The organism is Asticcacaulis machinosus (genome assembly GCF_028550435.1).
Lineage (GTDB): Bacteria > Pseudomonadota > Alphaproteobacteria > Caulobacterales > Caulobacteraceae > Asticcacaulis > Asticcacaulis machinosus.
Genome location: NZ_JAQQKV010000001.1, coordinates 1527803 through 1543599 on the forward strand (window position 1 = coordinate 1527803; position 15797 = coordinate 1543599).

At 57.8% G+C, this 15797-nt stretch carries 12 protein-coding genes; 2 read left to right on the forward strand and 10 right to left on the reverse strand.

The features are described from left to right. Positions 1-89: 89 nt before the first annotated feature. Positions 90-1388, reverse strand: a complete 1299-nt coding sequence (locus tag PQU98_RS07045; protein WP_272744194.1) for an MFS transporter — start codon at positions 1386-1388, stop codon at positions 90-92. 35 nt (positions 1389-1423) lie between these two features. Continuing rightward, the gene (locus PQU98_RS07050) at positions 1424-2656 is read right to left on the reverse strand and encodes a TetR family transcriptional regulator (protein ID WP_272744195.1); all 1233 of its coding nucleotides are present in this window, start codon (positions 2654-2656) and stop codon (positions 1424-1426) included. A gap of 303 nt (positions 2657-2959) precedes the next feature. Here PQU98_RS07050 and PQU98_RS07055 point away from each other — a divergent pair, with 303 nt between their 5' ends. Further along, positions 2960-4618 (forward strand): alkaline phosphatase family protein, encoded by a 1659-nt coding sequence (locus PQU98_RS07055; protein ID WP_272744196.1) that lies wholly within the window; start codon positions 2960-2962, stop codon positions 4616-4618. Positions 4619-4662: 44 nt separating this feature from the next. Here the strand turns inward: PQU98_RS07055 and PQU98_RS07060 are convergent, their stop codons facing one another. From PQU98_RS07060 to PQU98_RS07095, 8 genes are all read right to left on the reverse strand, one after another. Beyond that, positions 4663-5610 (reverse strand): aspartyl/asparaginyl beta-hydroxylase domain-containing protein, encoded by a 948-nt coding sequence (locus PQU98_RS07060; RefSeq protein WP_272744197.1) that lies wholly within the window; start codon positions 5608-5610, stop codon positions 4663-4665. 3 nt (positions 5611-5613) lie between these two features. Further along, positions 5614-7539 (reverse strand): tetratricopeptide repeat-containing sulfotransferase family protein, encoded by a 1926-nt coding sequence (locus tag PQU98_RS07065; protein ID WP_272744198.1) that lies wholly within the window; start codon positions 7537-7539, stop codon positions 5614-5616. Next, positions 7536-8162 carry an aspartyl/asparaginyl beta-hydroxylase domain-containing protein gene (locus PQU98_RS07070; RefSeq protein WP_272744199.1) on the reverse strand — a complete coding sequence of 209 codons (627 nt, stop codon included), beginning with the start codon at positions 8160-8162 and terminating at the stop codon, positions 7536-7538. Before PQU98_RS07070 ends, PQU98_RS07065 begins: the two co-directional genes overlap by 4 nt. Beyond that, the gene (locus PQU98_RS07075; RefSeq protein WP_272744200.1) at positions 8159-8797 is read right to left on the reverse strand and encodes a sulfotransferase family 2 domain-containing protein; all 639 of its coding nucleotides are present in this window, start codon (positions 8795-8797) and stop codon (positions 8159-8161) included. The genes PQU98_RS07070 and PQU98_RS07075 overlap by 4 nt, the downstream gene beginning before the upstream one ends. A gap of 63 nt (positions 8798-8860) precedes the next feature. Continuing rightward, positions 8861-11635, reverse strand: coding sequence for a TonB-dependent receptor (locus PQU98_RS07080; protein ID WP_272744201.1), 2775 nt, complete (start codon positions 11633-11635; stop codon positions 8861-8863). 179 nt (positions 11636-11814) lie between these two features. Beyond that, positions 11815-12567 (reverse strand): DeoR/GlpR family DNA-binding transcription regulator, encoded by a 753-nt coding sequence (locus tag PQU98_RS07085; RefSeq protein ID WP_272744202.1) that lies wholly within the window; start codon positions 12565-12567, stop codon positions 11815-11817. Between the two features lie 177 nt (positions 12568-12744). Continuing rightward, positions 12745-13527, reverse strand: coding sequence for a phosphonoacetaldehyde hydrolase (gene phnX / locus PQU98_RS07090; protein ID WP_272744203.1), 783 nt, complete (start codon positions 13525-13527; stop codon positions 12745-12747). After that, positions 13517-14641, reverse strand: a complete 1125-nt coding sequence (locus PQU98_RS07095; protein WP_272744204.1) for a TIGR03364 family FAD-dependent oxidoreductase — start codon at positions 14639-14641, stop codon at positions 13517-13519. The genes phnX and PQU98_RS07095 overlap by 11 nt, the downstream gene beginning before the upstream one ends. Before the next feature lie 182 nt (positions 14642-14823). On the opposite strand from PQU98_RS07095, the gene PQU98_RS07100 reads away from it, so the two are divergent. Continuing rightward, positions 14824-15765 (forward strand): LysR family transcriptional regulator, encoded by a 942-nt coding sequence (locus PQU98_RS07100; protein ID WP_272744205.1) that lies wholly within the window; start codon positions 14824-14826, stop codon positions 15763-15765. Positions 15766-15797: the final 32 nt, after the last annotated feature.

Consider the following 15797-nt stretch of genomic DNA (forward strand, 5'->3'; position numbering starts at 1 on the left):
ACGCATGACAGTTGCGTGACGAATGTGCGAAAAAATTAACCAGAAATAGCCCTGAGAAACGCAACATCAGAACAGTTGTGCGAAAAATATTATGCCGCCGATTTTAATTGGCGCCACACAACCCACAACATAAACACAGAGGGCACAAGCTGGCCGATCACGGCAGCTATGCGCACGGCATCTGCCTGCACGTCGCCTGTTATGGGCTGACGCGGATCAAAACCAGCCTCACCCAACAACCGGAACAGAATGAAAGTCGTGGTCGCTGCCGACAGGTTCAAAACCAGATGAAACGCGCCATAAAAGGTTCCGGCAGCTTTGCGTCCGTTGCTGACACCTTCACGATCCAGAAGCTCCCCCAGAAGCGCACGCAAAAGCGTAAACGCCGCCCCGCTGATCAGCCCGCGGACGATAGCGTAAATCACGAAAGGCCAAAGCTCACCTTTTGGCAACACCATCAACACCAGACTGCAGAAGACCTGTAGCCCGAGCACCAGCTTTAAGGTCGGCACCGTATCCCAGCGATGATGCAGCCGGATCCACACAACAATGCCCAGCAAACCGCACACAGTCTGAACCAGCAACAGGCTGACGCCCCATTCCGGCAGTCCCATCCCGTAACGCACCAGAAACAGATAAAGCCCGGAATCCACCGCATAATAGGCGCCAATACCTGCGAACAATGAGGCCAGCGGCCAGTAGGCGCGTTTGGAAAAAGCCAAACCATAGCTGTGCCGCAAGGCCCGCAAATCCATACGTCCCGTCCCATTGCTGTCCGGAGTCCGCCACAGCATCCAGATCAGGGTTACCGGCAGAACCAACAGTATCAAACCGCCGATCAGGTTCATCTGCGCGGCAATATTGTTGTGACCGAGCCGTTCCAGCAATGCCGGGCCAAAGGCAAACACCGGCATGGCCAGCAAACCCGCACCGGTACGCAGGCCGAATACCTTCATCCGCTCCTGCGGGTTTTGGCCGATCTCCAGAGCCCAGGCACCGTGCGGCACATTGATCATGGTCCAGCCTGCGGTCAGCGCAAATAATCCTGCCGCCATCTGCCATAGGGGCAAACCCGCCGGCGCAAAATAGACAAGGCCGGTTCCCACCAGCACCAGCGGCAGACCAGCCGCGATATAAAGCTTGCGGCGTCCATAGCGAAACCGGGTGGCATCTGAAACCGCCCCCATCAGCGGGTCATTGAGAGTATCCCATAGCCGGATCACCAACATCAGAAGGGCGATTGTTGCCAGAGGCAACCCGATGTGCGTACTCAGATAGGTCGGCAGAAAAATGCTGACCGAACCTTCAAATCCGGCAAAGGCAAAGGTCGGCGCTGACAGGGCCAGCACCTGCGCCCAGCTTAGCGGTTGGCTTCGTGAAGGCGTCATATTCTCATCCCCGTCCGCCCCAGCCTAACACACGCCTATGAAAGTTTTTGACGGATTAATCCGCTAAGAGCCTCTATCATGGCGGCAGCATCCCGCGACGCCTCAACATGACCTTTGGAACCGGACAGGACGATCTGACCGATAGCCGCCACCGACAGCGCCTGTGCCGCCAGCGGATCAAAGCGCGGGTCGGGGAATTCGGCTTTGAGCACCTTATGCAAATTGATCCCGCGGCGGCGGCGCATGTCGGCGGCACAGGCCAAAAGCTGCGGCCTGCGGGTCGCCGACAGGGCTACAGCAAAAGTCGCACGGGCAATTTCGATACTGGAATAAGGCCGATTGCTGACCTCACGCACAAAGGCCTGCCGTCCGCCATCGGCCGTCAGGTCGCTGACCTCCGCTTGAAGTCGGCGGATGATGTCCTCTAACCCGGCCCTGACCAGATCCTCCTGCGTGCGAAAATGATAGGCCAGAGTTGAAGCCGCCACCCCGGCCCGCCCAGCCACTGCCCGATGGGTGACCGACTCAATCCCCGCACTGACGATGAGTTCGGAGATATGCCCGACAATTGCGGACTGCTTGTCATTAAGGACGGCCGCTTCGTGATCGACACCGAACGCATCCGGCAATTGCCCTATTTCGTCATAAAATACCCGGAACAGATCAGCATCACCCGCCGCAAGCTCCGCACTGACAAAGCCTGTAAACAGACGCCGCAAGGTCAGACGCCGCAGCCAGCGATAGGCTGGTAGCGCCTCCAGCGCTAAAGCATGTACGGTTTCGTCGATCGCATAGGCGTGCAGCATCTCGGCCATATCAATATCTGCGGACGGGCTAAGACGGGCCGTCAGATCGCGCCAAAATTTCAGCCGGTCGCCCAGCCACGGCAGCAGCATAATGTCCACGCCCGGCTGGTGGGCGCTGGCCTGCACAAGTTCGCTGAAAAATAGGGTACGGCGCTGATGGCGGGTCACCATATCGCTCAGAATGGTTTCGATCACATCCGCCATATTGAGCGGCGACAGGCACGGCACCTCCTCCAGCCGCCGATGCCAGCCGTCGAAAAACGCTAGGTCCTCAGTACGCGCCGTGCTGATCAGATGACGCAGCAGATCATCCTTGACGCCGAAATGGTAGGTCAGGGCTGAAACGCTGGTGTTGGTGCGCTGCGCCAGCGGACGCAGGGTTAACGCGCCCAGCCCCTCCTCGGCCACCATGTCGAGGGCCGGTTTCAGAATATCCGTGGGTAAAACATCACGCCGCGCCATAGAGATCCCTGTAAAGTTCCACCTCCCTTAGCGGAAAATGCTGCCCCCGTGTAGGCCCTGAGAGGCTTTCACCTCCCCTGTGCGGAAATAAACGCCTCCCAATCCGTCATTTTTGTGAAATTAAAAAACTTGGCACGAAATCGCCGTTCGCCGGCCAAAAATCATCATATGCGGGCCAATACAACACATTATTTCACATAAATGGCAATTTTCTCACAATTGTCACACACAAGAGATAGCCTCATGCCTTGGCAACTAAACGGGTCGGATGCAAATCCGCCCATCACAAGGCAGACTCCATCGATGACTATTAACATCAGACTTTTTGCACGGCTCGCCGCATTTGTATCCACTGTAGCGCTGGCGGGGCCTGTGCTGGCGGAGCCTGCCCGTCATGTGATTATCATCGGAGTCGATGGCTTGAGTACCAATGGCGTCAAGACGGCGGCCATGCCCGTCCTGCAGGATATGATGAATAAAGGCAGTTACAGCCTGCACGCAAGGGGGGTTCTTCCGACAACGAGTTCTGCGAACTGGGCCTCTATTCTTAATGGCGCAGGACCTGAGCAGCACGGCGTTACCAAGAACGAATGGCAGGTCGGCGACTTTAACTTTCCCACCTCAGTCACCGGTTCCGGCGGTTTTTTTCCGTCCTTGTTTCAGATTGTCAGCGATCAGCACCCTGACTGGGAAGTCGGGTCGATTTATCAATGGGGCGGGTTTAGTAATCTGTACGACCACCGTTTTGTCGACTACGATGTCAATACCAAGGACGAAGACGAAACAGCCCGTACGGCCGCAGACTATATCCGCCAAAAACGCCCTAACCTGCTGTTTGTGCACTTAGATCATGTTGACCATGTTGGGCATCACGACGGTCACGGCACGACCGAATATTACGACGCAGTGGCAAAGGCCGACCGGCTGATTGGTGTCATCCGTCAGGCAACTGTCGATGCCGGTATTGCCAAGGACACCGTAATCATAGTGACCTCAGATCATGGCGGCGTCAGCAAAGGGCATGGCGGAGAGACCCTTGCTGAACTGGAAATCCCCTGGATCGCCTATGGCCCATCAATAAATGCCGGCCGTAAGCTCGATCAGCCGATCAATACCTTCGATACCCCCGCCACGGTGGCCCACCTTTTGGACGTAAAAATCCCCTATGCATGGCTGGGCCGTCCGGTAGCGCTCGCGCTCAAGGGAGCACCTGAGCCTGAACAGATGTATAAAACCAGCAGCTTTTATACATCTCCCGTCATAGAACCGATTAACGAAGGCAACGCGCCTGCGGGCGGATTGTTCATCGATAAGACTGCACAAATGACGATCCGCAATCCCAATCCAGCCGGAGAGGTGCGCTTTACGATCGACAATACCGCTCCCACTGCCAGTTCGGCGCTTTACACAAAACCCATTAACATAACGCAGTCCACGATTGTCCGCGCCACGCTGTTTGTCGACGGCAAAGCCGCCAGCGTTCCGACGACGGCCTATTTTCGCCTCGTCAACACCAAGTCTGGCGAGAGCAAGGGCGTGAGCTATAGGGTGTACCCTCTGGCCGAAGGCACCGCACGCCTGCCTGACTTTAGCCGCATAAAGCCCATCACCAATGGGCACAGCTACGAACTGAGCATAGACGGCCTCACCCTGCCTCAGTCGGCCAATGTCGCAGTGGTATTCGAGGGCTATTTAGATATTCAGACGGCCGGCAACTATACCTTCATTCTGGCCTCCGATGATGGCAGCAAGCTCTATATTGACGACAAGACCGTCGTAGATAACGATGGCGACCACGGGGTGATCAGCGCCAGTGGCTCGATCGACCTTACATCCGGCAAGCACAAAATCCGTGTAGAATGGTTCAACGGCGGTGGCGGGGCCTGGCTGGGTGCCTATTATCAGGGGCAGGATTTACCCCGGCAGTTCATTGACGCAAACCGTCTGTCACCAGCCAAGTAACAGTCGGCAGGATGGGGGAAGCTGGCTTACCGACGTCGCCCTTTTTAGGCCATAAACTCATCGGCGACCAGATGTTGCAGCACGCGCTTTTCCAGCACCAGCAGCGCGCTGGCGCTGTTGGTACGCATAATCAACCCGTCGGACAGAGGTCTGGCGGCCTCGTAAATCGTGCCAGCCAGATAACGGAATTCCGCACGCCCGGCCCCGCCGACGCCGTGCAGGGCACAAAGCTGCCGCCAGTCGAGGACAAAATTTTCCAGCAAGGTATGGAACTGTGTCATATTCGCATGCGCCTTTTCTGTCCCGGCCCCAACCAATTCTGACCTTAAGTCTTCGACCAGCAATTGCACCTCGGCGACCGGCATGATGGGTGAACGCTGGGCGTTTTCAGTCATCAGTTGCGGACGGTGAGCGGGGTTGTACGCGACCGTGCGCCATGCCTCACGCGGCGGCCCTTCACCGCACGCGAACTGCCAAAAGGCCGCCGTTCCGGTGGTGTCGGCGACCAGATGGATGCGCGCGCTGTCGGAATTATTCTCCACGTGATGTCGGCGCCAGTTGTCGAAAATCCAGGCTTCACCGGCGGCCATATGCACAGCCTCCCCGTCACAATGGAAGCGCACCTGGGGACGGGTAAAAACCGAAATGTGCAGCCTGACGCGGTTGTGCCAGTGGTAGTTGATGTCGGCATGTTCAGGGACACCTGTACCCGGCTCAAGGCGCATCAGTCGTGATCGGCTCCACACCACCCCAAAACCCGCCAGAACCTGACGCAGATATGGCATGGCCTCAAGCCACGGGGTCGGAAGCATCTGGCCATGGACGGCATCAGTCTCGGCCCCACCGGCACTGATCAACCGCACCGCGCTGTTGCCCGGCACCCGATCCGGGTGAGCCACCCAGGCCTCATCCGGCAAGGCGGCAACCTCCGTCTGCAAACGCGCCACGTCGAACAGTACGGGAAGCTGGAAAAAAGGTCGCGACAGCTTCATCTGTTAATTCCTGTAGCGGGTTATGGCGTCACCAAGCGCGTTTCGGAGGGGTTCAAGCCACGGCGCGTAGTTCTGCCACTGAGTAAGGCCCTCACGGCCAATGGGCTGACGCACCTGTTCAGAACTGGGGGTGCGTATGCTGCGTTGCGTGTCATGGAACCTGAGGCACCCGGGCTCAAACGGCAGACCGCAGCCCTCAAGCAAACGCTGCACGCCACTGTCTATATCCTCAACAACCGCCTCATAGGGCACGCGTACCACCCTTCCGGGCAACACCGCTTCCCAATGCTGCATTATGTCAAGATAGGTGCGGTAATAGCGGGCGATATCGTTCACGCCATACGTAAATTCCTGATTGGTCGTGCCGAAGAGTTGCTTAAGATTACTGAACGCACAGGCCATGGGCTCACGCCGGACGTCGATGAGGGTCGCGCGGGGCAGGATCAGATGAATCAGACCGATATGCCAGAAATTATTCGGCATCTTGTCGATGAAGAAAGGTCGCCCCAGCCTCCGGTAAGTCCGCGTCTCATTCAGAAAGCGCTCACCCAGTTCGCGCGCCTGACCCGCCGTCAGCCGCAGCAAGGCGTCGGGCTCAAGCGGCAGGTCGCAATCGGGATCACGGCCGCAGAGTTCAGCCGCATAGCGGCCAATTTCGGTGAGTTCTTGCGTCCCCTCCACCTTTGAGTGGGATGCCAGTATCTGCTCAATCAGGGTCGATCCCGAACGCGGTAGCCCCACAATGAAAACGGGTGCTGGATCACTCGCGCCCCAGCCAGACCGCGCCGCAAAGAATTCCGTGGTGAATATGCGCTTCAGGTTTTGCGCACAGTCTTGCGCAACCTCAGGACGCCAGCGGCTGAGCGAACGGCGCAGCGCATTTGCGCGCATGTAATATTGCCATGAGGCCTCATAGTCGCCAACGTCCTCCAACGCCTTACCTATGGCAAAACCAAGATAAATCCGGTCCATATCATGTGTCGCCGGACGGGCTTCCGCCACCCGCATCCGCGCGATATCCTCATGACTGAAGCGATAGGTTTTGAGATTGGACAGACTGAACCACGCCACACCGTAATCCGGTCGCGCCGCTAGAGACGCCCGGTAGTCGGCTATGGCCTCCGCCTGACGGCCCGTCACCTTCAACGCATTGGCGCGCCATAGCCTAAGGTCGGCCGCTTCGGCTGCGATTGCCCCGGACAGGAGGCGGCCATAAAGGTCTATGACCGGCTCATGATCCCCTAAAGCGAGGCAGGCCGCCCCGTATTGCTTGAGGTAGTCACGATTATCCGGATCGCGGGCGAGCAAGCGCTGCGCCTCTTGCCGTGCCGCCAAAGGCTTTTGTTTTTGCAGCAGAACCATTGCGTAATCGAAACGTGCGGCGTGATAGTCCGGTGCCAATTCAAGAACGATGGACAGCAACCTCTCAGCTTCATCGACGTCGGCGACGTCACGACGAATGCGGGCCAGTAGATGCAAGGCCCCGACATTGTCGCCATCTTTGCCGAGATATGCCCTAAGCACGTCTTCGGCCAGTTCAAAATCGGCGTCGGCATAGAGACTGTTGGCCACCACGATTTCCGTCGGCAGTTGCTGCAACGTGGCGACACGCTGAGCTGCCGTGGCCGCCTGAGCGGGATCACCGGTCAGGCGAAAAAGCTGGGCCAGCATGTCCCAACTGGCGGGCAGAGTCGGATTGAGACGCACCGCTTCGCGCAGGGCATCAATCGCTGCTGGCGCATTGCCTTGCTGGATATGGCAATGGCCGCGCTCCTGATAAAGACGACTGAATCGGGGATAGGCCGCCTGCAGCCGGGCTAACGTATGCAGCGCCTCCGGCAGACGCTGATGGGCGCGCAAATTCTGAGCTTCCCGCAACAGGGCCTCGCGCTCGGACACGCCGGTATTCATCACATCGGCATTCATCATGCCGGCCCGGCCCGCAGCAATGGCTCCAGCCAGTCCGGGTCGGGCTGGTCAGCGTCGTAATATTCAAAAATAAGGTGGATGCGATCGCAGCCGCCGGTGTTACGCACCCAGTGCGGCCCTAAATTATTGACCTCCACGGCCTCACCCGCGGGGAAATAGTGCTCCCGCCCCCCAAAGAGGGCTACAACGCCCGGATTGGTCATAAGCGGCACATGGATCTTATGCGGCCATCTGGCGGCCGGGTTGGCATCGACATGCGGGTGGATGACCCCGCCCTGCGGCATTCTGGCCAGCATCACCCTCGGAAACACACCCCGAGCATAGTCGTAATCGCGCACAGCCTGGGCCATAACCGGTTCAAGCACCTTACGCCACGACGACCACCCCGCCCGGTCGTGTGAGTGACGCCAGTCAAGCGGGCCATCCACAAAGCGAAAGACGATATGGCGGGTGTCTTCGAGCACTCCGAATTTGTTGGGCTTGGCGGCATTTTCCGCGTCCCATACATCTTCCGGGATCGCCCGCACAGCCGCTTGCAGCGCCGCTATGTCGATGGGCCCCAGTCTGCGAACGCCTTTGGTTTTACGCGGATTGGCCGTCAGTTCAGGAAACGCCGCGCTCATCCCATGCCCTCTAAAGTGTAGCCGAACAGCTCAATATCCTGAGCGTATCGTGCCGCGACAGCTTCGATCAAGTTCTGGTCATAATATTGACGGTAGTCGCCGTGCCGGCTTGAATTAACACGATCAAGGGGCCGCGACGCAATGCCGATCCGCGCACAAATAGCGTCATAGCCCGCTTGCATGTCCTCGACACGCCCCACCATGTCAGCCAGTAAAGTCTGACCATCCTCACCGACCAGAAGCGATGACTGCGACCGGAACAGAATATGCCCTTCCGGCGGCGCAACAAACAGGAAGTGGCGCATCACGTCGCGTGGTCGCTGCGCAAAAACATCCCCGTCACGGGTCATGAAGGCGCAATAGGAAACAAAACGATCAAAAGGATTGCGCACAAATGCGAACTTGAAATAGCTGGTGAAGGCCTCTTCGCCGAGATAGGGCCGCACCTGTTGCAGCGACAGATGGCCATGACGGGTCTCCGCCAGTTCCGGCCACGGGAAACGTTTGTTGATAAAAAGCCCCACCTGTTCGACATCCTCATCGCCCATCTGTTCGCGCAAGGCCTGTCGCACGGAATGGGTGCCCGTCTTGGGCACGGCCGCGAAGATAAATCGGTGTCGGTGAGAAATAATCATGTGTCTTTAAATACGAAAAAAACGCCCCTCCCGGTTAAGAGAGGGGCGTCCGTCAAGGTCGTCTTAGAACTTGTAGCTTAGACCCAGCATGTAGGTAGCACCACTTTGGTTCTGGTTATAGAGGTAGCGGTTCTGACCCCAGAACTGCGTGTCCTTTTCGTTGGTCAGATTGACCCCGTTCAGGGTGATCTGAAGGGCATCGCTGACGTTCCAGAAGGCCGAAGCGTCCACATAGGTGCCACCCTCAAAGCCGCGTGTGCTGGCGCTCATGACGTCATCGCTATAGCCGCTGTACCAGCGATCACGGTGGCTCATTGAGGCGCGCGCACCCCACAGGCTGGTCTCATAATAGATGGTGGCGTTATAGCTGGTCTTGGATATACCGGTCAGGGCCTGATCGGCATCGACACTCGTATAGTTGGCAACTGCGCCCAGATTATCGAACGGTGCCGGCAGGAAAGTGAATTGCCCCTGAGCCACCAGTTCAATACCCGTCAGTTTGTTCTTACCCGCGACGTTAACCGGCATCGAGAACTCAGAAACGATGGTATCCGCCGTAGCCCCCGGTATGGTCGCGAACGGAACGCCCGTCTCGCTGAAGGGGATATCTTCGAGGGTCACAGAACCGATGTAGTTCTTGATTTCCTTCTGGAAGACACCTGCCGAAATCAGGCCCATCTTACCGAAGTAATATTCCACAGCCAGATCGAGCGTGGTGTCCTTATAAGGCTTCAGGTTCGGGTTGCCACGCGACGCCGTGATCTCGCCAGAGTCTGAATCCTGGAACGCGCTGCCCTCAGCGGCCATAGAGCCCAGTCCGGGACGGTTCAGGTTCTGCGTGGCGGAGAAGCGCACCAGAACTTCCGGTGTCACCTCAAGCACTGAGTTCATGGCGGGCAATACGCCTGAATAGCTGCCCTCTACGTCAGTGGTGCCGAGGTAGGCATAACTATCCCCCTGGATCCAGCCGGTCGAGTGGGTGTCGGTTGAATAGCCGCGCAGACCGATATTCCCGCGGAAGCGCTTACCCATAAGCTCGCTGTCCCAGTCCGCCTGAACATAGGCGGACACGGTTTCTTCCGTGGTCTCGTAAACGTTTTCAATGTCCTGAAGCGCGCCACCGGTGCCGTCGGTATTGGGCCCGAAGCGATGATATTCGTTATATTTGGCAAAGGCTTTGGCATAATCGCCAATCAGCCACGATCCAAAATCGTTGGTGAATACCGACGTGACGTCCGCAACAGATGTGCCACGCATTTTGGAGCGTGTGCCATTGACGTTGTCGTCATAGAACAGATCGATGCCCTCTTGCGAGAACTTGTGGTAGGCGACACCGGCGCGCAGCGTCCACACGTCAGACAGCGAATACCGCCCGTTCAGCACACCTTCGCGCAATTCCGAAGCGTTGTTGAAGCCGCGGTAGTAGAAGGAATCCATCGCGTAGTTGGCCGGATTGGTGGTATCCCAGCCCGGATACTGGAACGACGCCGATTGGCCGTCAGTCCCATAGTTGGCAATCAGATTGCCCTTGGCGCGCATATAGAGCTTGTCATCGTAAGGGGTCTCGTAGGTCGACTTTTCATAACCGATATGACCATCCAGTGTGAGGCGGTCAGATACGTCCCACTTACCGGTCAGCACCAGTTGGTCAAAGTTATTTTCGTTCAAAGACCGGCGATGCTCACTGCCGAAGGTGGTGCCGGTAACGTCGGTCATGGTGACGTAGTTATCGCTGTCCCAGGCGAGGTCATTAATGACCGAATTGGTCTGGAAGGCGGCAGGCCAGACGCCGCCAGCGGCGGTATCAAACGCTACGGAGCCCGTCGACGACAGAGGGCGCGTGGCCAGATGCATCTCGTTGCGCTTCGTCGTAAACTCACCGTGCAGCGCATCCAGCGTCAGCAACAGATTCTCGGTCGGGCGCCATTGAACTGCGGCCGTGATACCAAGACGCTCCTGCTCTGCATTCCAGGAAGAGGTGCGGTTGCCGTCAGCAAAATAGAGATCCCCGGACAGGAATTTGGTCTGTTGTGCGGCACTCAGATTGGAAATATCTAAGCCTTTGGTGACCAGGCCCTGAAGGGTTGCCGCACTGGGGTTATCGTAGTTGTAGGTATTTCGGCCCTGCTCGGTGGTTTCGCGCTTACCATAGGCGACCGAGACGGCCACGCCGAACTTGTTATCCCAGTTGCGGCTGAACAAGCCCGCGATGCGCGGCTGTGTGTCCTTAGTATATTCGTTAGTGCCGAGTTTGACCGAGACTGCACCCTTTGAGCCGGGGGCATAGTCAAAAGGCTTGCCGGTAAACAGGCCGACCGTACCGGCCATGCCGCCCTCATTCTGGGCCGCCTGGAAGGTCTTTTCGACCTCAACACGCGAGAACAGTTCAGAGGCGAAGATGTTGAAATCGAAAGCGCGGTCGCGTGAGCGCTGGCCACGGCTGTCTTGTGCGGAGTCGACGTTGCCAAGCACTTCCATGCCATTGAGCTGCACACGGGCGAAATCCGGACCAAGGCCCCGTAAGCTGATGCGGCGACCTTCGCCGGCTTCGCGGTTGATCTGCACGCCCGGCAGGCGCTGCAAGGATTCGGCGAGGTTCAGTTCCGGAAACTTTGCCATGTCTTCGGCGACGATGACGTCCTTGATGATGCCGGATTCACGCTTAAGCTGGCGCGCCTTGGTCAGCGATCCGCGAAAGCCCGTCACAACAACGGTCTCGACCGTCTGATCGTCACCCAGACCGGCCTGTGGTGTCGCTGTGGTGTCTGTCTGCGCATAGATCGGCGCCGCAGCAAAGAACAGCGCGCCTGCGGCAACCCCTGTCATCAACATCTTCATATGAATGTCTCCGTGAATGAACGCCGGGCTATCGCGATGCACGGAAGATGCCCCCCGCGGCCGGCCACGGAGGCAATACTTAACGCCTCATTGTGACAAATGTGTATTTTGCGCCAAAAAATGTGAGGTTTTGTGAGATTTTTTTGCCATACTGTAGCGTAAAATGACAAACAACCGCTTCAGCCGACCATAACCTCAACCTCATTTAGGGCTTTCAGCAGTTGCGGCGGCGGCGTCTGATCGGTGACAAAAATATCAATCTGCTTGAAATCCAAAGACTTGACGATCCCCTGCCGCTCAAACTTCGAAGAATCGGCCAGGGCAACGACACGCGAAGCCAAGGGCCACAAGCACGCCTTAAGGGTCGCTTCAGGATTATGAAAATCCAGCAGCCCGCGTTTGGAATCAACGGCACCGATAGCAAAGAAGGCAACTTCGGGTGTAAACCGGCTCATGAAAGCCTCGGTTTCATGGCCAAAGCAGGATTGATAATCGTAGTCGATTTCCCCACCGGCGAAGAACACCTTACAACCGTTACGGCCCGTCATCTCACGGGCGACTTCTAGTGCATTGGTAACGACGGTCAGATTGCGCTGCTTTGTCAGGGCCCGACTCAGCCAGTACGATGTCGAACCGGAGTCGATGAGAATGGTCATGCCGTCTTCGACCAGTTCGGCCGCTTTTAGGGCAATCGACTGTTTCTTTTCAGCATTTTGGTTTCGGCGTATAAGGTAGGGCGCTTCCGCCGCGGTTTCCTTCAGCGTGACGCCACCGCGAACGCGGAACGCGAACCCCTCTTCTTCAAGCTGGCGAATGTCGCGACGGATGGTTTCATCGCTTACGTCAAAGCGCTGGGCAAGGTCCGTAATGGTACATGTCCGATGCACCTGCAGCAGATTATAAATTTCGGACTGGCGGGTATCCTGTAACATGCGCCCCCGGTTAAGATTAAGCATTCGATGCTTCTGTTTTGTTTCGTTTTGCTATCATCTGTCAACGGGAGCCTTCAGCTTAGCCCTGACCGCCTTCCGGGCAGGCGATATGAGATCCGCATGACAGCCGTGTGATATAATGTGAGATTTTGTGGAATTTTTGTGTAAAACTAAAATTTAAAGGCTGAGAAGCCTCGGCAGGTCTGCCACCGTATCGATCACCACGTCAGCCCCGGCCGCGTAAAGAGCCGCGCGCGCCCGGTCAAGCCCGAGGCCACGTTCGTCGTCAGTCAGCGCCGCGAAAGCCTCTTCAGTCAGCCCCATTTCGTTGCCGCATGCGGCCACACCGACCGTAAAAGCGCCGGCGGCTTTTCCGGCGGCGATGCCGACAGGTGCGTCATCTACAACGACAACCTCTGAGGCAGGCCACACCCCCAGTTCAACAAAATTCTTCCAGAGCATCAGCGGTGCCGGCCGCCCCTGCGAAGTCTCCCCGGCACAGACCACAAGTTCGGGCTCATAACCCTGAGCCGCCGCCGCGGTCAGAATCGGAGTCATCATGGCACGGGTATAGCCAGTCGATGACCCCACCCGTATACCCGCCACACGCAGGCGCTCAAAGGTCGCCCGTGCGCCGGGGATCAGCTTTGCGCGTGCGGTACCGGCAGCGCGCATCAGACCATCAAGGCTGGCATAGATACGTTCAATATCGTCTTCCGCAGGTGCGCGACCTGTCTTTTCCTGCCAGCGTTGCGCTACCTCCGCCTGGGCCAGAAGGGCCGCAACGTGATCGCGCTTGGCCTGCCCCATAGGCCGGCGCACCTCCGCTTCGCTGACCTCGACGCCCGAAGCGGCAAAACCCTGCTGCATGGCAATGACCGGGGCCAGAGAGCCGAAATCAACCATGGTTCCGGCCCAGTCAAAGATTACAGCCTGAGGCCGGTGGGGTTTAGCGTTCATAAGAGGTCTCCGTGCCAAACAGGTCATTGAGGGTTTCTTCGGCGATACCGAAAGAGGTCGACGCACCGGTGCCACTGGTGACAACCACCAGCCGCACCCGGTCATCGGGCGATGCATACATCAAGTCGTCAGCGGCACTGGCATAGGTGCCAAGCCAACGCTCAATGACCGGCGGCGGGTCAATGCCCAGCACACGCTTAAACTCGTCGAGGATCAGCGCCTCAACCGCCACGTCATAAAAGGGTTCTGGCGCGCGGCCGTAGTGGTGGCTGTCGCCTACGACCAGCGAACCGTCAGCCCCCTGCGTGACAATCAAATGAATGCCCGCCTCCAGATGTTGAGGCTGCTCACGGGCCAGCCCCCCGGCCAGAGCCTCGCTTTCCTTAAGTTCAGCGTAGCCACGATAGCGCACCAGCGACAGGTCCGACATACGCGGACAACCGATATCAAAGCCGGGCGGGGACAGACGCATCATGTGCAACTGGCTGCGCGTGACGGCATGGCGGGCATATATATCTGGATAAAGGCAGCTAAGGTCATCACCGGGACAAACCACAACGGCGCCGGCGCGTAAACGTCCCTGCGGCGTGACCACTTCGGTGCCTTCGATCGCCAGGGCCGTTGTCTCAAACCGGAAAGCCACACCGTGGTTAGCCAGCCATTGCACCAGCCGCGGAATTGCCGTGCGCGACTCCACCCGAAGATCGTGGGGACTGTGTAGCCCACCCTGCAAGGTGGAGCCTACGCCTTTGTAGTCGGCACGCACCGCATCCGCCGTCAGCAGGCGGCAATCACGGCCCATATCGTGCCTTGAAAAGGCCTCCAGCACCGTCATCGCCTCCGGGCGCTGCGCCGTCACCAACAGGCCACGTTGCAGTATCTCTATACCCGCTTCAGGCGCAATCTCCAGCCAGATATCGCGGCTCCGCATAGCCCTTTGCCACGTACCGCCGGCCCCTTGCCCGGTCACCGTCACGAAACCGAAATTACGGATTGACGCCCCAATGGGCGCGGCATGGCGATCAATTACAACTGGCCGCAAGCCGCGTCGAACGGCCATGACGGCATGGGCCAGACCCACAATCCCCGACCCAACAATGGCTAAATCGTGCATTCCACAGCCTCACCACATCATAATAATTTTAAATGATATACACCTTATGATAATTAATTTTAATTTTAAATCAATAAGCCGCTTATATAAGCTTTCATCCAGCCTCCATATTATCCGCGACTTGGCACACCAAGTCATGTGACTATATTCTAAGCAATGAGACTGGCACGAAGGATTCGCGAATGGCTACATCTGCAGATGAACCGGTGGAGCCCTCTACCGCTGACCGAACCGGGAGACGGCGGGAAACCAGCGGCCTGTCCATAGGTGCACTGCGAGCCTTCGTCGCTGTAGTCGATCTGGGCTCGTTTTCGCGTGCAGCGACGGAACTTGGGGTCTCGCAACCCAATATTTCCAATCAGATCATTGCTCTGGAACAAGCTTGCGGCCTAAGGCTTCTGCACCGGCGCTCCCAGAACCAGGCCCTGACCGACGCCGGACGTGAACTCTACACCCGGGCACGGCTGGTCATCAGCCGGATGCTCGACTTTGAAACGGCGGCTAACCTCTTTTCCACCTTGAAGCAGGGCCGGATCGTGGTCGGCTATTCAACCCCGCCGATCGCCATGAGCCTGATCGGTCACTTCATGCGCACCTACGGCGATATAGAGGTCGTGGCGCGCCACGGTAATACGGCCGCGCTTAGGGCGGATATACATGACTGCCGCATAGATGTGGCCATTACGTCGCTGATGGAACCTGACCCCGGCCTGTCCTGCCATCTCATCGCACATCAGGGCCTAAACCTGCTGGTTCCGGCGGCCCATCCTTTTGCCGGGCGGGCCGAAATCTCTGTCAGCGACCTGGCCGGGCTGTCCATAGTGGCGCGCGAAGACGGCTCTGTCACACGTCTTCTCAGCGAGGAGGCTATGAGTGCGGCGGGAACGCCCTTCGCTCCCATTCTTACGGTCGAGAGCCGGGAAGCTGTTAAAGAGGCTACGGCCAATGGAGTTGGACTGAGCTTCATACTTGATGGTGAGATCGGCGAAGATGCGCGCCTCAAGGCCCTGCCCATTCGCGGACTGACGCGCAAGGTGGGGGTGTATGCCGTCGCTCTGCGCGAAAGCCTCGAAATTCCAGCCGTTGCCGCCTTTGCCAGGCTTGCTCAGACCGCACCATCGTGATATAATAATTTCAAATACAAACCACGAATTGA